Below are 20,685 nucleotides of genomic sequence, written 5' to 3'. Positions count from 1 at the left end.
TATTTTGAGGAGCACTTTTCGTGAAGCGATTTATGAGCGTTATCGCTCTGGCCTTCGCCGCCGTCCTAGCCCTTTCTGGTTGCGTCAACATGAACGCAGAAGTCGACGTCTTGGGCAAAGACAAGGTCGCCGGGGCCATGCAGTTGACCCTGCACAAGTCGACGCTCAATGGCGTCAGCTTTGAAGAAGTCCTCGAGAGCCAGATCGACATCGAAATGATGGAACAGCAGCTGGGGGACCAGTGGAGCTACAGCAACATCGATGATGGCGAAAACGTCGGCCTGCGCTTTGAAACCACCAGCCCGATGACCTACGTCCAGCTGGCTGACGCATTCCGCGTCTTCGGATTCGAGATCAACCTGGGCGATGACGGGAAGGAATACTCCTTCTCGATGCCGGGCGACAAAGCCACCGTGGATTCTTCCTTCACCGAAGCGAACCTGCACGTCACCTTCCCCGGCGCAGTCACCTCGCACACCCCGGGTACCGTTGAGCACCACACCGTCACCTTCGACATGATCAAGGGCGCCGCCGCCTACCAAGCCACCGCCAAGGTCGACCACACCATGTTCTACTCCGCAGTATTCGGCGGGGCGCTGCTGGTTTTGACCTTCGTCTTCGTTGCCGCTTTCGCGCCAAAGGGTGCCAAGGAATCGCATTAATGAGCAGCAATCCTGCTTCAAGGTAAGAAGCTTCACGCCAAGGGCCCGTCATCGGTGAAACGATCACGGGCCCTTAGCCATAGAATGGAAGCAAAGTGTTCTACGCGTAAGTACAAGATAAGAGTAAGGATCGATCGATCCCATGTCTGATCAGACAACTGAACAAGCTCCTGTCGGGGAGTCCAATGTTCCGCACCCAACCGATGAAGCCGGCATCCAGGGCGCGGTAGACGCCGCCCTGGCAGCCATCCAGGCCGCTGGCGACCTGAACGAGCTGAAGGAAGCGCGCCTGGCCCACACCGGCGAGAAGTCCGCGCTGTCCCTGGCCAACCGCCAGATCGGCAAGCTGGACAAGACCCAGAAGGCTGTTGCCGGCAAGCTGGTCGGCGGTGCCCGCGGACGGGTCAACAAGGCCCTGGCTGCCCGCACCACCGTGCTCGAAGAAGCCGAAGCCGCCCGCATCCTGGTCGAAGAAACCGTGGATGTCACCGCCGCCGCCCGCCGCCGCAGCGTTGGCGCCCGCCACCCGCTTTCGGTCCTGCAGGACCGTGTATCCGACATCTTCGTCGGCATGGGCTGGGAAATCGCCGAGGGCCCGGAAGTCGAATCCGAATGGTTCAACTTCGACGCGCTGAACTTCAAGCCGGATCATCCTGCCCGCGAAATGCAGGACACCTTCTTCGTGGAGCCTGCCGACGCGCACCTGGTGCTGCGTACCCACACCTCCCCGGTGCAGGTCCGCTCGATGCTCGAGCGCGATGTGCCGGTCTACGTGCTGTGCCCTGGGCGCACCTTCCGCACCGATGAGCTCGATGCCACCCACACCCCGGTTTTCCACCAGTTCGAAGGCCTGGCCGTGGACAAGGGCCTGACCATGGCCGACCTGCGCGGCACCCTGGAGCACTTCGCCCGGCAGATGTTCGGTGCCGAAGCGCAGATCCGTCTGCGCCCTGCCTACTTCCCGTTCACCGAGCCATCGGCAGAGCTGGACATCTGGCACCCAGGTGCCAAGGGCGGACCGCGCTGGATCGAGTGGGGTGGCTGCGGCATGATCAACCCGAACGTGCTGCGCGCAGCTGGCATTGATCCCGAAGAGTACTCCGGCTTCGCCTTCGGCATGGGCATCGAGCGCACGCTCATGTTCCGCAACGATGTCCCAGACATGCACGACATGATCGAGGGCGACATCCGTTTCAGCCAGCACTTCGGGATGGAGATCTAAGCAATGCGTATTCCACTATCTTGGCTGCGCGAGTACGCGCAGGTACCAGCCGACGCATCGGCTGAAGACGTCATGGCAGACCTGGTCAAGGTCGGCCTCGAAGAAGAAGATGTCCACCGTCCAAGCGATGAGCTCTCGGGCCCCATCGTGGTCGGCCAGGTGATTTCCCTGGAAAAGGAAGTTGCCTCCAATGGCAAGACCATCAACTGGTGCCAGGTTCGCGTGGTTCCAGAAGGCGCCGAGCAGACCCTGACCGGCAAGGGCATCGACCCCTCGGGCGTGCAGGGGATCGTGTGCGGTGCGCACAACTTCGTGGAAGGCGACAAGGTCCTTGTCACCCTGCCCGGCGCCGTGCTGCCAGGGGACTTCAAGATCTCGCCGCGCAAGACCTACGGCCACACCTCGGCGGGCATGATCGCTTCCTCCCGCGAGCTGGGCATCGGCGAAGACCACGACGGCATCATGGTCCTGTCCAAGCTGGGCCTGGACCCGGAACTGGGCACCGACGTCTTCGAGCTCTTCGGCCTGGATGACCAGGCGGCGGAGATCAACGTGACCCCGGACCGCGGCTACTGCTTCTCGATCCGCGGCGTAGCGCGCGAATACGCGCTGGCCACCGGCACCTCCTTCACCGATCCCGCATCGATCGTGACCGTTTCGGAAACCACCGAAGCCGGCCATGAAGTAGTGCTCCGCGACGAAGCGCCGATCTACGGCGTACCGGGCTGCACCCGCTTCGTGACCCGCGAGGTCACCGGCATCAACCCGAGCCTCCCGACCCCGCGCTGGATGGCTTCGCGCCTGCAGCTGGCCGGCATGCGCTCGATCTCGCTGGTAGTCGATATCTCCAACTACGTCATGCTGGAACTCGGCGCTCCACTGCACTTCTACGATGCTGACAAGCTGGCCGGTGCGATTACCGTGCGCCGCGCCAACGCCGGCGAAAAGCTGGTGACCTTGGATGCCAAGGAACGCGAGCTGTCGGTCGAGGACCTGCTGATCACCGATGAGTCCGGCGCCATTGGCATTGCCGGCGTCATGGGCGGCGCGGCCACCGAGGTCTCGGATTCGACCAGCCGCGTGCTGATCGAAGCCGCGCACTTCGACACCGTGTCCATCGGCCGTTCGCGCCGTCGCCACAAGCTGCCTTCCGAAGCCTCCAAGCGCTTCGAGCGCGGCGTGGACCCACGCATCATGCAGATCGCGGCCCAGCGTGCCGTGGACCTGCTGGTGCAGCTGGCCGGCGGCACCGAAACCGCCAAGGCCACCGACGCGGGACAGATTCCTGCCGACACCCAGATCCAGCTGCCGGCAGGTTTCGCTGGAGCCCTGATCGGCGTGGACTACACCGATGAGCAGACCATCACCGCGCTGGAAGGCATCGGCGCGAGCGTTGAGCAGAACGCCGAGGGCTTCCTGGTCACCGCACCAAGCTGGCGCCCGGATTTGGACATCAAGGAAGACCTGGTCGAGGAAGTAGCCCGTGTAGTCGGCTATGACAAGATCCCGGCGACCTTGCCTGTGGCCCCTCCGGGCCGTGGCCTGACCCGCGCCCAGTCCCAGCGCCGCCGCCTGCTGCAGGGCTTGGCAGATGCAGGGCTGACTGAGGTCTTGAACTACCCGTTCGTTTCCGAAGCGCAGAACAGCACCTTTGGTGCTGCGCAATCCGGTACCGAGGTCAAGGCCATTTCGCTGGCCAACCCGATTTCCAAGGAATTCCGCTTCCTGCGCACCTCGCTGCTGCCGGGCTTGCTGGAAACCGCTCGCCGCAACATCGGCCGTGGTTTCCGCGACCTGGCGCTGTATGAAGGAGGCCTCGTCTTCCTGCCAGGTACGCAGCTGGGCTCCTCGGTTCTGCCTCCGCTAGGTGAAAAGCCAAGCGATGAGGTCCTGGCCGAGCTGCTCAACGGCGTCCCTGACCAGCCATGGCACCTGGCCGCGGTTCTCACCGGCCGCGAAGCATCGGCTGCGGCCGGCTTCGCACCGCGTGCTTGGGACTGGGCCGACGCGCTGGATGCGGCGCACTGCGCGGCAGATGTCCTCGGCGTTGAGCTTGAGGTTGCCCAGGGCAGCCACCAGGCCTTCCACCCGGGCCGTGTTGCAGTACTGAAGGTTTCCGGGCAGGTCGTTGGCTACGCCGGTGAACTGCACCCGCAGCTGCTCAAGGACCAGGACCTGCCAGCACGTACCGTGGCCATGGAACTGAATGCTGCCGCACTGATGGCTGCTGCACCTGCAGTGGTTGTTGCCCAGCAGCACCTGTCCGCCCAGCCGCTGGCTACCCAGGACGTGGCCTTGGTTGTCGACCAGGACGTCGTGGCTGGAGATGTGCTTGCCGCCCTTCGCGAAGGCGCCGGTGAACTGCTCGAAGACATCGCGCTGTTCGACGTGTACCAGGGCCAGGGCATCGAAGACGGCAAGAAGTCGTTGGCCTTCGGCCTGAGGTTCCGTGCCGCCGACCGCACCCTGACCGCCGACGAGGCGTCCGAGGCTCGTGCCGCCGCGGTGGCTGCGGCTATCGAGAAGTTCGGCGCTTCCCAGCGCTAGGCTTTTGGCCTGCCAGATGCCCTGCTGCTCTCCTGATGATCGGGAAGCGGCAGGGCATTTTGCTTTGTCGCCATGCCCGGGTTGGACAGGTTGAGGACTACACTTGATCTGGATATCCCGACAATGCGACTAGATGAGGGAAGAGGCTTGAAGTGAAGGGATTGCGTTCATGCGGTGCTGTGCTGCTGGTGTTCTTCCTCGGGATCCTGGCCGTTGCCGTCCTCATCGCGGCAGGCTGGGCAGCGGTGCTGTTTATCCAGCGTGGCGCCGGAACCCACCTCGAAGAACCGGCGACCCCGAGCGCTACGGTCGAGGAAGAAGCACCCGATAGGTTCCGCCCATCGGAAACCTACACGCCCTAGCTGGCTGGCGGCACCGGTACAGTGGGAAGAACCCGTGTCAGCGTTATGAGCCCAGGGCCTTCCTTCGCCTGCGCGATGAACCCGTAACGGGCAAGCACTTTCAGCGAGGCGATATTCGAGGCATCGGCACGAGCGATAAATGCGCTTCGACCGGTTTCCTGCAATTGCGCGAGCCCCTCGCTGACTATTGCCTTCGCCAAGCCTTGGCCCCAGCATTCCGGGGCGATCCAATAGCCGATTTCGGTGGCATGCCTGCGTTCGGTAGCGGTGAAAAGTCCAACCGGAGAATTCTGGCGGCGCGCGATAAACCAGGAGATCTCCGGACTGCTCAGGGCATGTTCCACGCGTTGCGCGGTGTGCTCCGGGCTCCAGGTGCTTCCGTCGCCGACATGGGCCATGACGCGTTCGTCTGCAGCCAGGCGCGCAACGAAATCTGCATCCGCCTCGGTCATTGGCGTTAGCAGCAGTGAAGGACCCATGGGTTCAGCCTATGCGGGAACGAAGCGCGCGCAAACTTGTTTCATTGGCCGTAGTTCTTCTACGAGTCCTTCGGGATGGAAGCCGACTTCACCGGGGACTTTCCGCAATGCCCCGGATTCAGCCTGGACTTGCGCCCGCGGCAGTAGCTTCAAAACAAAAGCAGGGAACGGCGAAAGCTCGCCGTTCCCTGCTGAAATTCAAATACTTTACTTGGCTGCGCCAGCGGTAACTGGTGGCAGATCCGACCATGGGAAGGTAATCCACTTGTCGGTGCGGCGCCATTCGTAATCCGGGACCATGATGGTGCGTGGCTTGGTGTACAGGCAGACGGTCTTGACCTCGGCGCCCCAGGCGGACACCAGATCGACAACCTTTTCAAGGGTGCGGCCGGAGTCGGAGACATCGTCAACGATCAGGATCTTCTTGTCGCGCAGGTGGCCATCGTCCAGCATTGGAGGAAGAACCACTGGCTCCGGCAGGACGGTGCCGATGCCGGTGTAGAACTCCACGTTCAGCGCACCGCAGGCCTTGACGCCCAGAGCGTAGGAAATCGAGCCGGCCAGCAGCAGGCCGCCTCGTGCTACTGCCAGAACGATGTCCGGCTCGAAGCCGTCGTCGACAATGGTCTGTGCCAGTTCGCGGGAAGCTTCACCGAAGGTGTCCCAAGTGAGGATCTCGCGCTCTGGTTCTGAAAGGACGGATGCCCCGGAATCGTCAATGCTAGTCATTCTGCAATTTTAGCCCCGAATTTGGTGCGGTGCTGTCCAGTTCAAACCAATCGATCATTTTTTCCTCCCATGCCCGGAGGATTCCCATCCGTTGATTAGGCATGAATAGGCATGCAATGCACCTGCTTGAGGAATCCATCACTTTTCGGCGAATCCCGGTTGGAACAAGCGCGTTGCGGCCCCAATGCGCCGAAAGCCGTCTTAAGGATGATCGATGCCACACCCCGGCTCGCTAGGATAGGAGAAAGGCCATCAGCCGGAGATAACCTGAAACTCGAAAGAAGGAGACGCATCGTGGGCCCACGAACCCGGAGCATTCGAATAGCCGGTACCGCAGCGGCACTTTCCTTGGGGCTGGCTGGCGCCCTGCCTGCCGCGCAAGCTGCCACCGGTGTGCAGGTCGTTGCCGGGCAGAACCTGGAATCGGTCACCATCGAGGATTCCACCGGCAAGCTCAATGAGCAGCGGCTGCGTGATGCACTGGACGAGCTCGATTTCAACGAGCCCACGGACGTGGCAATCTACGCCCGCAACGGAGAATACTCCGATGACATCAACACCAAGACGCTGGAATACGCCAAGTCATCCCATCCGGAATGGATATCAGGGAAGCCCGAAGACTATGGCGACTACTGGGCCGACGGCCTGTTCATCATCACCTTGTCCATCGAAGGAGAAGGAGATGGACAGATCGGCACGTACTTCGGCGAAGACCGCAAGGTCTCAGAGAGCTCCATGGAGAGCATCCACGAAGCCGGCTACGACGACTTCAATCTATCCCGGTGGACCGACGGCGTCATTGCGGTAGCCGATCAGGCGGCCGTGATCATGAATCGGCCCTGGTACCAGCACCCGGCCTTGTGGATATCCACGGGCGTCGTAGGCCTCGTGGCTGCCATTATCGGCGGCGTCGCACTGCACACTCGGTCAACGCGTCGGAAAACTTTCGCGGAAGAACTGCATCAGGGGACCTTGCACCTGACCAACGTCACGATGGATCTGGAAGAAACCGAATTGGCGGCTCGTACGCTGCCGTCGGCTTCAGGGCATGCAGCCGAGCTGGAGCAGCGCTTCACCAAGTTCATGGCCAAATACCGTGCTTGTTTTGCAGCGCAGCAGGCACTGGAAGACTCGGGCAAGAAGGAGCGGTCCGGCTCCGAAGGCGTTCGCTTCGCCAAGGAATTCCGCGAAACAGCGCAGTCCCTGGACCTGACCGATGACGCCATCATTGCCGCGGCGGCGCTTTATACCCGTTCAGCATCCTGGGAAGAGGCGTGGCATGCACAGACCGAGCCGCTAGAAGAGGACCTCGACGAGATCAGGGAGTTGCTCAACGACGTAGAGCCGGAACTGATGGGCAGCGCGGCCGCCTTGGCTTCCTACCGGGAAATGGCAACCACGCAGCTCGGCGAATTGTCAGTGCAGCTGAAGAAAGAATCGATCACGGTGGATCAAGCGCTCGATGGATTATCGGAGTTGCGTGCCGAATTGACCGAAAAGCTGGATGTCTTCGCCCAAGCTCAAATCGAAGTGTATGCGGAAAGTGCCGAAGAGAAGGCCGACATGCAATCGGCATTGAAGAAATCCCGCTACGAATCCGGGGCATATGACGGCCGTTCCGGCACCATCCTGGACGTTTTGAATCCCGCATCGATGTATTGGCGCGTGGGTGGCTACCACCACGGATATTCCGCGGGCGTCAGCGCAGTGGCTGAGTCGCGTGAAGCAGCGAGCTCGTCGGGCGGAGTCTCCGGCGGATACTCTGGTGGCGGAAGCTTCTCCGGCGCTGGCGGATCTTCGCGCTTCTGATGGAAGGCAACGATATCTTCGCAGAGCTGCTGCCGTCTTCGGTACATGTGGTCCAGTCGCGTACCGAGCTGGAAGACGGCCGATCCTACGGGGAAGAAGAACGGTACATCGCCGAGGCGGTGCCTGAGCGGCAGCAGGAATTCCGTACTGTCCGTGTCTGCGCTCGCCGAGCGCTGGCACAACTGGGCTATGCGGGCGTTGCCTTGGTTCCAGATCAAAAACGGGCACCGATCTGGCCAGCTGGCGTGGTGGGGAGCATGACCCATTGCGCTGGCTTCCGTGCAGCGGCAGTAGCCTCCACCAGCGATATTCGCGGCCTTGGCATCGACGCCGAACTGCATGCTCCGCTGCCGGCAGAAATCCTCGACATCATCTTGCTTCCCGAAGAGCAGGTGATGGCCGCCGAGCTATCGGCGCACCATCCGGGCATCGCCTGGGACCGGCTGATTTTCAGCGCCAAGGAAAGCATCTTCAAGGCGTGGTTCCCACTGACCAGGCAGTGGCTGGATTTCCTGGAATGCGAGATTCGCGTCGATGCGCAGTCCCACCGTTTCCACGCCGGAATCCGGGCTACGGGACCGGTTGCCGCGCAGCATGCTCTCGCATCGATGAGCGGTCGCTGGATCGCCGAAGGACCGCGCGGCCAAGGGCTGCTGGGGACCTGCGTCATCGTTCCCTAGCAGCGGTGCACCGGGAACGGATCTAGAATTCTTCGCCGTGGGTAATCACCTTGGCCGCGCGGCCCACGATTTTCGGATCGGGGGAGCCTACCAGGTGGTGGTCCTTGCCCTTGTACTCGAAAAGGTTCAGCACGTGGCGCATCGCCTGCAACCGGGCGCGCTTCTTGTCGTTGGACTTCACCACGGTCCACGGTGCATGCTCCGTATCGGTCTTGAGGAACATTTCCTTTTTGGCTTGGGTGTACTTTTCCCACTTATCCAGGGACTCGAGATCCATGGGCGAGAGCTTCCACTGGCGCACCGGATCGATGCGGCGGATGGTGAATCGGGTCAGCTGCTCGCTGGCGGACACCGAGAACCAGAACTTCACCAGGTCGATGCCCTCGTCGACGACCATCTTCTCGAAGGCGGGAGTCTGCTCCAGGAAGTGGTCCACCTGGGTTTCGGTGCAAAATCCCATCACGCGTTCGACGCCGGCACGGTTGTACCAGGAGCGGTCGAAGAGCACGATCTCGCCCGCCGAGGGGAAATGCTGCACATAGCGCTGGTAGTACCACTGGGTGGACTCGCGCTCGCTCGGCTTTTCCAAGGCCACCACGCGGGCGCCACGCGGGTTCAGGTGTTCGGTGAAACGCTTGATCGTGCCGCCTTTGCCGGCAGCATCGCGGCCTTCGAAAACGATCATGATCCGGCGGCCATGGGCTTTCGCCCATTTCTGCAGTTTCAGCAGCTCGATCTGCAGTGCCCGCTTTTCAGCCTCGTAGGTGGCGCGATCCAGTTTCTGGAAATACGGGTAGTTCTCCCGCCAGGTATCGACGATGCTTCCATCGGCGCGGACGAGCACCGGATCGTCATCGTCGTTATCGAGGACGGAATAGCCCTGGAAGGCTTCATCGAGCAGGGGGATCTCTACAGTCATGCAATGACCGTAGAGCCATCCGGTGAACAGCTTGTGAACAAATGCTGAACAAGACCAAGCCAGAGGGTTGTTTGTGATGAAGGACAACAGCCCTGCGGACATGGCCGGAACATCATGGCACCGTGCGCCGATCAGGCAGGGAAGGGCGGAAGCGCCTCGGAAAACAGCCATGCGTCCAGGATGTCCTGGATCTCTTCCGCCGGTGCGTAGTGGCCCAATAGGTCAGCGAATTCCTGCGTGCTCACCGTCGAATGCTGATGCGTGGCGGTCCATTGGCGAAGCATCGTGTAGAAGTCCGTTTCGCCCAGCCGCCGCATCAGAGCATACAGGGCCAGCGCTCCGCGCTTGTACACCCGGTCATCGAACATGTCGTGGGGCCCGGGGTCCCCGACCATGATGTCCTGCGGCAAGCCTTCGAGCATGGCCCACGCGTGGCGGGCACGCTCGTCCAACGCCATCACCTGGGCTTTTTCGGAGTACACCCATTCGCTGAAGCAAGCGAAACCCTCGTTGAGCCAGATATCCTTCCAGCGCCCCGGAGTCAGGGAGTTGCCGAACCACTGGTGCGCGAACTCGTGGGCGATCAGGCGCTGGGCTTCCCACTGCAGCGACAAGTGGTTCTTGCCGAAGATGCTCAGGCCCTGGGCTTCGAGCGGGATCTCCAGTTCGTCATCGACCACGACGATCTTGTAGCTCTCGAACGGGTACGGGCCGAATTTCCGCTCGAACAGCTCAGCCATCGCCGTCTGCTTCGCGAACGCGCCGCGCACCGGCACCTCGGTTCCCGGAACCGAGTAGGCCACCAGGTGGCCGCCTTCATCGAAAGGAATCTGGCTATAACGGCCGATCTGCACGGTGGCGAGGTAGCTGGCCATCGGCTCACGCTGCTCGTAGACCCACGTCTCGCGGCTGGCCGAACGGCGATGGTCCACCAGCTGGCCATTGGCCACGACGCGGTAGCCGGCATCCGCCGAGATCTCGAAGCGGTAGCTGGACTTGTGGCTGGGGTGGTCGTTGCACGGGTACCAAGTCGAGGCGCCTACTGGCTGGCCGGAGACCAGGATGCCATCGGTGAGCTCTTCCCAGCCAAGCTCGCCCCACAGCCCGTTTTCTGCCTGCGGGCTGCCGGCATAGCGCAGGTTCAGCTCCACCCGCTCGCCGGCTTTCACCATTGCTGGCAGGGAAACGACCATCCGGTGGTGCTTCTTGGCCACCGGCACCTTGCGCCCCTGGCAGGTGGCCTTGACGATCTTCAATCCGCTGAGGTTCAACGCGACCTCATTGATATCCTCCAAGGCGCGGATGCGCAGCATGGCCCGGCCATCAAGCAGGTTGCTGGCGAGCTTGATGACCAACGACAGGTCATAGTGCTCCACCGTGTACGTCGGGGACCCATGGTGCTTGGTGTACTCATCGAGTATGCGGTGGGGCATCGGCGGGGAATCCTCAGGCTTGTTGGTCAGCCGGTTGCTCGGCTTTGGTCTCGGGTTCGATGTTCCAGCGTACCGCCGGATTACCGCGCCAGTAGGTATTTGCCGGAAGCACCTCGCCGCGCAGCACCAGGCTGGCTGGCCCGGTGGTGGTGCCTTCGGAGATCCGCGCGGCGGGCAGGATGACGCTGTGCGGGCCGAGCGTTGCCCCGGCGCCCAGGGACACCGCGTCGATGGACATGATCCGGTCGTGGAACAGGTGGGTTTGCAGGACACTGCCGCGGTTCACCGTGGCGTGGTCTTCCAATGTCACCAGGTCCGCTTCCGGGAACCAGTAGCTCTCGCACCACACGCCATGGCCGATCTTTGCCCCCTGCGCGCGCAGGAACCAGACCAAGGCCGGGGTGCCCGAAGCCAAACGGGCGAACCATTGGGCGCAGACCAGCTCGGTGAAGGAATCCACCATTTCGGTGCGCCATATGAAGGAACTCCACAATGCGTGCTCGCCCGGGCGAATCACGCCAACCACCAGCCACTTGGCGGCGACCGCCACCAAGGCGGCGACTGCTCCGGCCAGGACCAGCACCGCGCCGGAAAGCAGGATCGCGACCAGCGGGTTGAAGTAGGTGGTCAAGGCGGACAGCGCCCAAAGCACGCCGCCGGCAATTCCGACAGTGGTGAACACCGCGAGGCCACGGGTCAGCTCCCACCCCGCCCGCATCGCCTTGAGCTTCAGGGTTGGGCGGTAGGTCAGATCCGATTCGCCTTCCACGGTGGTGCGGCGCAGCTTGTGCGGGGGCGAGCCGATCCACGAGGTGCCGGCCTTCATCTTCTTCGGCGTGGCCGACAGCACCGCGATCAGCGAGCGCTTGGGCACCCGGCGCCCGGCATGCAGGATGCCGGAGTTGCCCAGGAAGGCCTTCTTGCCCACGCGAACCGGGGCAATGTGCATCCAGCCGCCACCGAGCTCATAGGAAGCAACCATGGTGTCATCGGCCAGGAACGCACCCGAGGAAATGGTGGTCATCTTCGGAATCAGCAGCACCGTGGAGATCTCCACATCGCGGCCCACCTTGGCACCGAGCAGGCGCAGCCAGATCGGGGTGAAGAGCGAGGCGTAGAGCGGGAAGAGCAGGTCGCGGGCGGTATCCAAGACGCGTTCGGTAGCCCAGGCCTGCCAGCCAACGCGGGAAGTGACTGGATGCCACCCCTCTGCCAGGCCGATGGAAAGCAGGCGGACAATGGCGATGGTCAGCACCATGGTGGCCAGGAACCACACGGTGGCGCCCAGCAGCACGGCCGGAATGAACCGCCAGCCGATCCCGGCCAGCGATTGCGCGCTGCCAAGTACCGGGGCTATGGCCAGCAACGCGGCAATCACCGGAAGCCACTGTGCGAGGTTCAACGCCATGGAACCGATGCCGCCCAGAATACGGGGCAGCGCCTTGTGCTCCGGTTCCTGCGTTGGCCACTTCGGCTTGGCCTTGCCTTCGCGCTGCGCCGGCGAACCGGCATAGCGGGAATGGCTGCGGGCCTGGCCGTAGACCGCGGATCCCGCTTCAACGATGGTGTGCGCACCGATAGCTGCCCCGGGGGCCAGGGTGCTGCGGGCGCCGATGGAGGCGTGGGCGCCGATCTCAATGGTGCCCACGTGCAGCTTGTCCCCGTCGATCCAGTAGCCCGAGATATCCACCTCGGGCTCGATGGAGGCTCCGGGGCCGACTCGCAGCATGCCGGTGACCGGTGGCAGGGTGTGCATGGTCGCGGTGCGGTCGATCTGCGCACCGAGCATCCGCGCATACCAAGGCAGCAGCGGAGCGGACGCCAGGGACACCGGATCGACCACATCGGCGATGTGCTGGGCCAGCCAGAGGCGCAGGTGCACCGAACCCGAGCGGGGGTAGGTCCCCGGCTTCAAGTCGCGGAGCAAGAGCTTCGTGGCCGCGATGGACAGGCCCATGCGCCCTACCGGGGTCACGAAGACCAGCCAGAGGCCGGCAAGCACGTACCACGGGGTCGGCAGGTGCGCCTCGAAAACACCGAGGAACACCAGCAACAGGTGTCCGAGCATGAGGTAGGTGAACCAGCGCAGGCCCGAGAGGATGAACAGCGGCCCGGCGGCCAGGGACTGCGCCCATTGGGTTCCCCGCTGGGTGCGTTCGACCGTGCGCGGCTGCGCCGGCGTCGCGGATGGCTGCTGGCCGCCGAGGTATTCGAGCAGTGCGCCAAAACGCGGGTAGTCGTAGAGCTGCGCGACGGTCAGGTCCGGGTAGCGGGCACGCAGTGCCGAAACCAGCTGGGCCGCGGCCAGCGACCCGCCACCGGAAGCGAAGAAATCGGCGTCCAGGCCGGCGGCCGAAGCGCCCAGCGCGCCGCGCCAAGCTTCGGCAAGAAACTGCCCGGTCTCATCGAGTTCGGGCAGGCCGGAGCCCTCGGCAGCCAGTTCGGCGCCCGGCAACGGCCACGGCAGCGCATTGCGGTCCACCTTGCCGCTGGTCTTCATCGGCAGGCTGCCCATCACCGCCAGGATCGGCACCATCGGCGCTGGCAGGTCGGCAAGCAAGCGGGTGCGCGCTGCACCCAGATCATAGTTTTCCGCTGCCTGCAGGTAGCCGACCAGGACCTTGTTGCCGGTGGCGGTCTCGCGTACCGCTACCGCCGCGGAAGAAACTTCGGGAAGCGAGTTGAGCGCGGCGTCGATTTCGCCCAGCTCGATACGCCGTCCGCCGATCTTCACCTGGTCATCCACGCGGCCGATGAAGATCAGCCCCAGCGGGTCATTGATGACCATATCGCCCGAGCGGTAGGCGCGCTCCCAGCCCAAGGTGGGCATCGGCGCGTACTTCTCGGCATCCTTTTCCGGATCCAGGTAGCGGGCCAGTCCCACGCCGCCGATGATCAGCTCCCCGGATTCCCCTTCGGCGACCGGGATCCCCTCGGTATCAACCACCGCCAGATCCCAACCGTCCAGCGGCAGGCCGATGCGTACCGGCACGCTGCCGTCCATGGTGGCGCCGCAGGCTACCACGGTCGCTTCGGTCGGTCCGTAGGTGTTCCAGACTTCGCGGCCTTCGGTGGCTAGCCGCCCGGCCAGTTCCGGCGGGCAGGCCTCGCCGCCGAAAATCAGCAGGCGCACCGAGTCCAGGGCCTGCGCCGGCCACAGCGCCGCCAGGGTGGGCACGGTCGAAACGGCGGTAATGGAACGGGAAATCAGCCACGGGCCCAGGTCCATGCCGCTGCGCACCAGGGCGCGCGGGGCCGGGACCAGGCAGGAGCCGTTGCGCCAGGCGATCCACATTTCCTCGCAGGAGGCATCGAAGGCGACGGACAGTCCGGCGAGCACCCGGTCGGTGGTGTTCAGCGGATCGCCGGGCAGGAACATCTTCGCTTCGGCATCCACGAAGGCCGCTGCCGAACGGTGGGTGACCGCGACGCCCTTGGGCTTGCCGGTGGAACCGGAAGTGAAGATGATCCATGCGTCATCTTCCATTCCAGGCATTCGCGGGTTCGCAAAAGGCTTGGGGCGCTGGCTATCGGCCACGACGGTATCGCGTCCCTTGATGATGCCCGCGACTTCGGCCTCGGTGAACACGGTCTTGGCGCGCTCGTCGGGGTCATCGGCATCGACCGGGACATAGGCGGCCCCAACCCACATGATCGCGAGGATCCATTCATACAGGTGCCGGGTGCCCGATTCAACGCGCACGCCGATGCGGTCGCCGGCGCCTAGGCCCTGGGCATGCAGCCGCCGGGCCTTGTTCTTGACCTCTTCGAGCAGCTCCGCGTAGCTCTCTACGCGTTCGCCGTCGTCAATGGCCGGCGCATCGGGATGAGCCTGGGCGGTGGCCTGCAGGATGTCCATGAGGGTGCGCGCAGCCGGCGCCAGGGTTCCGGAGGGGAACTGGGGTGGATGGATTGGTGCATCCGGCGCTGGAGTTCGTTCGTTGTCCATGCTGATCGGATCCGTCCCTTCACTAAGAGTGCAAGATGGGTCGCTGGGGGAGAGCGTCCCAGAAGTGAAGTGGATCCTGGAGGGGTGGAACGCAAGGGTTCCAGTCACCATTAAAGCGTGTTATGGGTTAAGAGCGGAAAAATTTGATTGAAGTGTCATGCATCTCTCAACTGTTGCGGACCGGCGGCAGCAAGGAGCCGCGGTGGATGCCCGGCATCGCCCCGGTGCTTTCGGGGCAGACGCCGGCATGCCCAGGTTGCCGGTGCCCGGCCATCGCTAGGGAACCAGGATGACCTTGCCGGTGGTGGCGCGCGATTCCAGCGCGGCATGGGCCGCGGCGGCTTCGGCCAGCGGGAATTCGGCGCCGATGCGCACATCGATGTCCCCGGTGGCTACCCAGCCGAAGATATCGCCGAAGCGCCAGTGCAGCTCCTGCTCGGTGGCCAGGAAGTCATCGAGCTTCGGCCGGGTCACGCTCAGCGAACCGCCGGCGTTCAGCCGCTGCAGGTTGAAGTCCGGGACCTGGCCGCTGGCCCCGCCGAAGAGCACCAGGGTGCCGCGCCGGCGCAGGGCTGCCAGCGAGGTCTCGAACGTGTCCTTGCCGATGCCGTCGTAGACCGCGTGCACGCCCGCGCCGCCGGTGACCTGCGCGACGGTGTCCGCCACCTGGTCGTAATCCACCACGTAGTCGGCTCCGGCCGCCTTGGCCAGGTCCTTCTTTTCCTGCGTGGAGGCGGTGGTGATCACGGTGGCGCCCTTGAGCTTGAGCAGCTGGGTGAGGATCAGGCCCACGCCGCCAGCGCCCGCGTAGGTCAAGACGGTATCGCCGGAGCGCACCATGTAGCTCGAATGCACCAGGTAGTGCGCGGTCATGCCCTGCAGCGGCAGCGCGGCGGCGATGCTAAGGTTCACCGCATCGGGCACCTTGCCCGCGCGCTTGGCTTCCACCAGCGCGTACTGGGCGTAGCCCCGGGAGCCGGAGGCGGTGGCCACCCGGTCGCCCACCTGGTAATTCTGCACGCCCTCGCCGATCTGCTCCACCACGCCGGAGAATTCGCTGCCCGGGGTGAAGGGGTAGTCCACCGTGTACACGCCGCTGCGCTGGTAGGTTTCGATGAAGTTCACGCCGGTGGCCGCGACCTTCACCAGCAGCTGGCCCGGGCCCGGGGCAGGGACCGGGATCTGATCCGGGACCAGCCCGCTGGCATCGGTCGGTTCGTGAACCACAATGGCTTGCTGCTGCATAGTGCCGCGCTCCTTAAGCTGCGTGTTTCGATCCCGGCACGCGATGCCGGGACGGTCTCTAGGGCCAGTTTAGGACTTCGGAGCGCTGCGCGGGCACCGTGGGGCGGATGTCGGGTTACGTGACGAATAATTTTATGAATATTTATTAGCCTGCATGAATATTTCGCGGTAGAATCAGGTCATGACGATTTCAGTAGCTGTTTCCGGCGCCAGTGGATACGCCGGTGGCGAGGTCCTGCGCATCCTCGCGGCCCACCCAGAAGTAGAGATTGGCGCGATCACCGCGCATTCGCAGGCCGGGCAGCGGCTCGGCTCGATCGCCCCGCACCTGCATGCGCTCGCCGATCGTGTCCTGCTGGACACCACCGTGGAAAACCTCGCCGGGCATGACGTCGTGTTCCTGGCACTGCCGCACGGCGCATCGGCCGCCGTGGCCGCGGCGCTGCCCGAATCCACCCTGGTCATCGACGCCGGCGCGGACCACCGGCTGGAATCCGCCGAAGCCTGGGAGAAATTCTACGGCTCGGCGCATGCCGGCTTTTGGCCCTACGGCCTGCCCGAACTTCCCGGTGCGCGCGAAAAGCTGGTGGGCACCAAGCGCGTGGCCGTCCCGGGCTGCTACCCGACCGGCGCGCAGCTGGCCCTGGCTCCGGGATTCGCCGCCGGCCTGCTGGAAGCCGACGACGTGGTCATCGTCTCCGCCTCGGGCACCTCGGGTGCCGGCAAGTCGCTGAAGCCCAACCTGCTGGGCAGCGAAACCATGGGCTCGATGAGCACCTACGGGGTGGGCGGGTCCCACCGCCACATCCCGGAAATGGAACAGGGCTTCTCGCAGCTCGCCGGCGAACCGGTCACCGTGTCCTTCACCCCCACCCTGGCCCCGATGCCGCGCGGCATCCTGACCACCGCCACCGCCAAGGCCAAGCCCGAGGTGAGCGAAGCGCAGCTGCGCGAAGCATGGTCCGCGGCCTATGCCGACGAGCTCTTCGTGCACCTGCTGCCCGAGGGCCAATGGCCGACCACCGGGGCGGTGCTGGGATCGAACCACGTCCAGCTGCAGCTGGCCTTCGACACCCACGCCAACCGCGTGATCGTCACCGCCGCACTGGATAATCTCACCAAGGGCACCGCAGGTGCCGCGGTCCAGTCGATGAACATCGCACTGGGACTGGAAGAAAACACCGGATTGCTCATGCAAGGAGTTGCACCGTGAGTCTCGCCTACACCAGCACCCACCCATCCGCTGCCGCCACCGGGGTCACCGCACCGGCAGGCTTCGCCGCCGCCGGCGTCCCGGCAGGCCTGAAGTCCACCGGCAAGAACGACGTGGTCGTGGTCAAGAACCTCGGCCCGCAGTTCACCGCCGCCGGCGTGTTCACCTCCAACCGCGTGGCCGCCGCCCCGGTGCACTGGTCCAAGCAGGTGCTGGCCGATGGCCGCATCGACGCCGTGGTGCTCAACTCCGGCGGGGCCAACGCCTGCACCGGCGCCGAAGGCTTCGCGAACACCCACAAGACCGCCGAATACGCCGCGCAGCTGCTCTCGGTTTCCGCCGGCGACGTGGCCGTGGCGTCCACCGGGCTGATCGGGATGCAGCTGCCCATGGACAAGCTGCTGCCCGGGGTCCAGGCCGCCGCCGGGGCGCTGGCCGACGACCAGAACGCGGCCGATGCGGCCGCCGCGGGCATCATGACCACCGACACCGTGCCGAAGCTGGTTTCCCGCATTGTCGGGGCGCCGGGTTCCGGCCAGGTCATCATCGGCGGCATGGCCAAGGGCGCGGGCATGCTCGCCCCGGCGCTGGCCACCATGCTGGTGGTGCTCACCACCGATGCGGTGCTGACCTCCGCACAGGCCGATGCCGCGCTGCGCGCCGCCACCGCGATGAGCTTCGACCGCGCGGACTCCGATGGCTGCATGTCCACCAACGACACCGTGCTGCTGCTGGCCTCCGGCGCCTCGGGCGCCGCCCCGGACTTGGCCGAGTTCACCGCGGCGCTGACCGACGCCTGCTGCGAGCTGGCCGCGAAGCTGATCGAGGACGCCGAAGGAGCGGAGCACACCATCGCGATCCGCACCTTCAACGCCGCTACCGAGGCCGACGCCCTGGAAGTATCCAAGGCCGTCTCGCGCTCCAACCTGGTCAAGACCGCGGTCTTCGGCAAGGATCCGAACTGGGGCCGGGTGCTCTCCGAGGTCGGCACCACCAAGGCCGCGTTCGAACCCGATGAGCTGAACGTGTCGATCAACTCCGTGATGGTCTGCAAGAACGGCGGGGTGGGCGAGGACCGCAGCCTGGTTTCGCTCGAAGAACGCAACGTGTTGATCGAGATCGACCTGAACGCGGGCACCGAACAAGCCACCGTGCTGACCAACGACCTGACCCACGACTACGTCCACGAGAACTCCGCCTACTCCAGCTAGGCAGAAACTAGGAACACTCCCATGGCCCACACCGCCCGCACCAACCTGGGCATCGCCCAGTCCAAGGCCGAAGCGCTCATCGAGGCGCTGCCCTGGATCCAGCGCTTCGCCGGGACCACGATGGTCATCAAATACGGTGGCAACGCGATGGTCAACGACGATCTGCGCCGCGCCTTCGCCGAGGACATCGTGTTCCTGCGCCACGCCGGGATCAACCCGGTGGTGGTGCACGGCGGGGGACCGCAGATCAACAGGATGCTCGACACCCTCGGGATCGAATCCGAATTCCGCGGCGGGCTGCGGGTGACCACCCCCGAAGCCATGGACGTGGTGCGGATGGTGCTCACCGGCCAGGTGCAGCGCGACCTGGTCGGCCTGATCAACTCGCACGGACCCTACTCGGTGGGCATGTCCGGCGAGGACGGCGCCACCTTGCAGGCAGTGCGCACCGGCACGGTCGTGGACGGCCTGCCCGTGGACCTGGGGCTGGTCGGCGAGGTCACCACCGTGCGCACCGACCAGGTGGACTCGCTGGTGGATGCCGGGATGATCCCGGTCATCTCCACCGTCGCCCCGGAATTCGACGAATCCGGCGAGCCCACCGGAGCGGTGCTGAACGTCAACGCGGATACCGCCGCGGCCGCGCTGGCCACCGCGCTGGGCGCCGCCAAGCTGGTGATCCTCACGGACGTAGAGGGCCTGTACGCCGCCTGGCCGGACAAGTCCTCGCTGATCAGCTCGATCACCAACGACGAGCTGCGCACCATGCTGCCATCGCTGGAATCGGGCATGATCCCGAAAATGGGCGCCTGCCTCAAAGCCGTCGACGGGGGCGTGGGCCAGGCCCACATCGTCGATGGCCGCGCCCCGCACTCGATGCTGCTGGAAATCTTCACCACCGCCGGCGTGGGCACCCAGGTGCTCCCGGCCACCGCACAAAAGAAGGACGCCAAGTGAGCGAGCACGCCGCTGAAACCACCTCCTCCGCCCTGGCTGGAACCGCTGAAGCTGCCGGGCTGGCGCAGCTGTCCTCGGCCGCCCTGGCCGAACGCTACTCCAGCTCCCTGCTCGGCGTCTTCGGCACCCCGCAGCGCGTGCTGGTGCGCGGGGCCGGCTGCCATGTCTGGGACGCCGATGGCAACCAGTACCTGGATCTGCTCGGCGGCATCGCGGTCAACACCCTGGGCCACGGGCACCCGCTGCTGGCTTCCGTGATCAGCAGCCAGCTGTCCACCCTGGGCCATGTCTCGAACTTCTTCACTTCCCCCAGCCAGATCGCGCTGGCCGAGAAGCTGCTGGACATCTCCGCCGCCCCGGCCGGCTCCAAGGTCTTCTTCGCCAACTCCGGCACCGAAGCCAATGAGGCCGCGCTGAAGCTGACCCGGCGCAACGCCGGCACGCCGCAGGCTCCGCGCACCAAGGTGATCGCCCTGGAGCATTCCTTCCACGGCCGCACCTTGGGCGCGCTGTCGCTGACCTACAAGGAAAAGTACCGCGCGCCCTTCGCCCCGCTGCCCGAAAACGTCAGCTGGATCCCGGCCGGGGACATCGACGCGCTGCGTGCCGCGGTGGACGAAACCGTCGCGGCGGTCTTCATCGAGCCGATCCAGGGCGAAGCCGGCGTGAAGATGCTCTCCGCGCAGTACCTGCAGGCCGCCCGCGACATCACCCGCGAAGCCGGCGCCCTGCTGGTCTTCGACGAGGTGCAGACCGGCATGGGCCGCACCGGGGCGTTCTTCGCCTCGGCCCCGGTGATCCCGGACGTGATGACCCTGGCCAAGGGCCTGGGCGGAGGCTTCCCGATCGGGGCGATGATCGTGTTCGGCGAGCAGAACACCGCCTGGCTGGCCCCGGGCGACCACGGCACCACCTTCGGCGGCAACCCGGTGGCCTGCGCCGCCGGCCTGGCCGTCATCCACACCATCGAATCCCAGAACCTGCTGGCCCATGTGCGCGCCACCGGCGACTGGCTGCGCGAGCAGCTGGCAGGCGTCGAGGGCATTGCCGCCGTGCGCGGCGCCGGGCTGCTCACCGCCTTCGAACTGGAATCCGCCAACGCGCCGAAGCTGGTCGCCGCGGCGCTGGATGCCGGATTCATCGTGAACGCCACCGACGAGAAGACCATCCGCCTGGCCCCGCCGCTGGTGATCACCACCGAGCAGCTGGGCACCCTGATCGCGGCCCTGCCGCAGCTGATCAGCGCCGCCAGCTAGCGGCCGGCAGCA

16 protein-coding genes are annotated in these 20,685 nt (G+C 64.8%); 10 read left to right on the top strand and 6 right to left on the bottom strand.

Annotated elements, in window-relative coordinates; translation table 11 throughout:
• Positions 1–20: 20 nt before the first annotated feature.
• The 4 genes from ACFVHU_RS08160 to ACFVHU_RS08145 all read left to right on the top strand — a co-directional run bounded on the left by ACFVHU_RS08160 (position 21) and on the right by ACFVHU_RS08145 (position 4,793).
• Positions 21–662, top strand: coding sequence for an LppM family (lipo)protein (locus tag ACFVHU_RS08160; protein ID WP_388023849.1), 642 nt, complete (start codon positions 21–23; stop codon positions 660–662).
• 142 nt (positions 663–804) lie between these two features.
• Entirely contained in the window at positions 805–1,884 is a 1,080-nt protein-coding gene (gene pheS, locus ACFVHU_RS08155; RefSeq protein ID WP_105661889.1) for a phenylalanine--tRNA ligase subunit alpha, read from the top strand.
• Positions 1,885–1,887: 3 nt separating this feature from the next.
• Positions 1,888–4,431, top strand: a complete 2,544-nt coding sequence (pheT, locus tag ACFVHU_RS08150) for a phenylalanine--tRNA ligase subunit beta (protein WP_388023845.1) — start codon at positions 1,888–1,890, stop codon at positions 4,429–4,431.
• A gap of 152 nt (positions 4,432–4,583) precedes the next feature.
• On the top strand, positions 4,584–4,793 hold the full coding sequence (locus ACFVHU_RS08145) for a hypothetical protein (RefSeq protein ID WP_388023843.1): 210 nt from the start codon (positions 4,584–4,586) through the stop codon (positions 4,791–4,793).
• Here ACFVHU_RS08145 and ACFVHU_RS08140 read toward each other — a convergent pair.
• Positions 4,790–5,272, bottom strand: a complete 483-nt coding sequence (locus tag ACFVHU_RS08140; protein WP_388023841.1) for a GNAT family N-acetyltransferase — start codon at positions 5,270–5,272, stop codon at positions 4,790–4,792. The two genes, ACFVHU_RS08145 and ACFVHU_RS08140, sit on opposite strands and share 4 nt — an antisense overlap.
• Positions 5,273–5,479: 207 nt before the next feature.
• Entirely contained in the window at positions 5,480–6,001 is a 522-nt protein-coding gene (locus ACFVHU_RS08135; protein WP_105658140.1) for a phosphoribosyltransferase, read from the bottom strand.
• 294 nt (positions 6,002–6,295) lie between these two features.
• Here ACFVHU_RS08135 and ACFVHU_RS08130 point away from each other — a divergent pair, with 294 nt between their 5' ends.
• Both ACFVHU_RS08130 and ACFVHU_RS08125 read left to right on the top strand, forming a co-directional pair.
• Positions 6,296–7,810 (top strand): DUF5129 domain-containing protein, encoded by a 1,515-nt coding sequence (locus tag ACFVHU_RS08130; RefSeq protein ID WP_388023838.1) that lies wholly within the window; start codon positions 6,296–6,298, stop codon positions 7,808–7,810.
• Positions 7,810–8,490 carry a 4'-phosphopantetheinyl transferase gene (locus ACFVHU_RS08125; protein WP_105658138.1) on the top strand — a complete coding sequence of 227 codons (681 nt, stop codon included), beginning with the start codon at positions 7,810–7,812 and terminating at the stop codon, positions 8,488–8,490. Before ACFVHU_RS08130 ends, ACFVHU_RS08125 begins: the two co-directional genes overlap by 1 nt.
• 22 nt (positions 8,491–8,512) lie before the next feature.
• Here the strand turns inward: ACFVHU_RS08125 and ppk2 are convergent, their stop codons facing one another.
• The 4 genes from ppk2 to ACFVHU_RS08105 form a co-directional block, all read right to left on the bottom strand.
• Positions 8,513–9,409 (bottom strand): polyphosphate kinase 2, encoded by an 897-nt coding sequence (ppk2, locus tag ACFVHU_RS08120; RefSeq protein ID WP_105658137.1) that lies wholly within the window; start codon positions 9,407–9,409, stop codon positions 8,513–8,515.
• 131 nt (positions 9,410–9,540) lie between these two features.
• Positions 9,541–10,842 (bottom strand): M1 family metallopeptidase, encoded by a 1,302-nt coding sequence (locus tag ACFVHU_RS08115; RefSeq protein ID WP_388023835.1) that lies wholly within the window; start codon positions 10,840–10,842, stop codon positions 9,541–9,543.
• A 13-nt stretch (positions 10,843–10,855) separates the two neighbouring features.
• Positions 10,856–14,791, bottom strand: coding sequence for a Pls/PosA family non-ribosomal peptide synthetase (locus ACFVHU_RS08110; RefSeq protein ID WP_388023833.1), 3,936 nt, complete (start codon positions 14,789–14,791; stop codon positions 10,856–10,858).
• Between the two features lie 276 nt (positions 14,792–15,067).
• Entirely contained in the window at positions 15,068–16,036 is a 969-nt protein-coding gene (locus ACFVHU_RS08105) for a quinone oxidoreductase (protein ID WP_181148893.1), read from the bottom strand.
• 181 nt (positions 16,037–16,217) lie between these two features.
• Here ACFVHU_RS08105 and argC point away from each other — a divergent pair, with 181 nt between their 5' ends.
• From argC to ACFVHU_RS08085, 4 genes are read left to right on the top strand one after another with little or no spacing between them, the layout of a single operon-like run.
• Positions 16,218–17,249: an N-acetyl-gamma-glutamyl-phosphate reductase gene (argC, locus tag ACFVHU_RS08100; protein ID WP_388023830.1), complete on the top strand. Its 1,032-nt coding sequence runs from the start codon at positions 16,218–16,220 to the stop codon at positions 17,247–17,249.
• Positions 17,246–18,460, top strand: coding sequence for a bifunctional glutamate N-acetyltransferase/amino-acid acetyltransferase ArgJ (gene argJ / locus ACFVHU_RS08095; RefSeq protein WP_388023828.1), 1,215 nt, complete (start codon positions 17,246–17,248; stop codon positions 18,458–18,460). The genes argC and argJ overlap by 4 nt, the downstream gene beginning before the upstream one ends.
• 21 nt (positions 18,461–18,481) lie before the next feature.
• A complete protein-coding gene (argB, locus tag ACFVHU_RS08090) occupies positions 18,482–19,417 on the top strand; it encodes an acetylglutamate kinase (RefSeq protein WP_105658132.1) in 936 nt (311 codons plus the stop codon).
• On the top strand, positions 19,414–20,673 hold the full coding sequence (locus ACFVHU_RS08085) for an acetylornithine transaminase (protein WP_388023825.1): 1,260 nt from the start codon (positions 19,414–19,416) through the stop codon (positions 20,671–20,673). Before argB ends, ACFVHU_RS08085 begins: the two co-directional genes overlap by 4 nt.
• Positions 20,674–20,685 lie beyond the last annotated feature (12 nt).

This window comes from Glutamicibacter sp. NPDC127525 (genome assembly GCF_042672105.1).
GTDB lineage: Bacteria > Actinomycetota > Actinomycetes > Actinomycetales > Micrococcaceae > Glutamicibacter.
The sequence above is the reverse complement of the archived record's forward strand: the minus strand, read 5'-3'. Positions and strand labels throughout refer to the sequence as shown.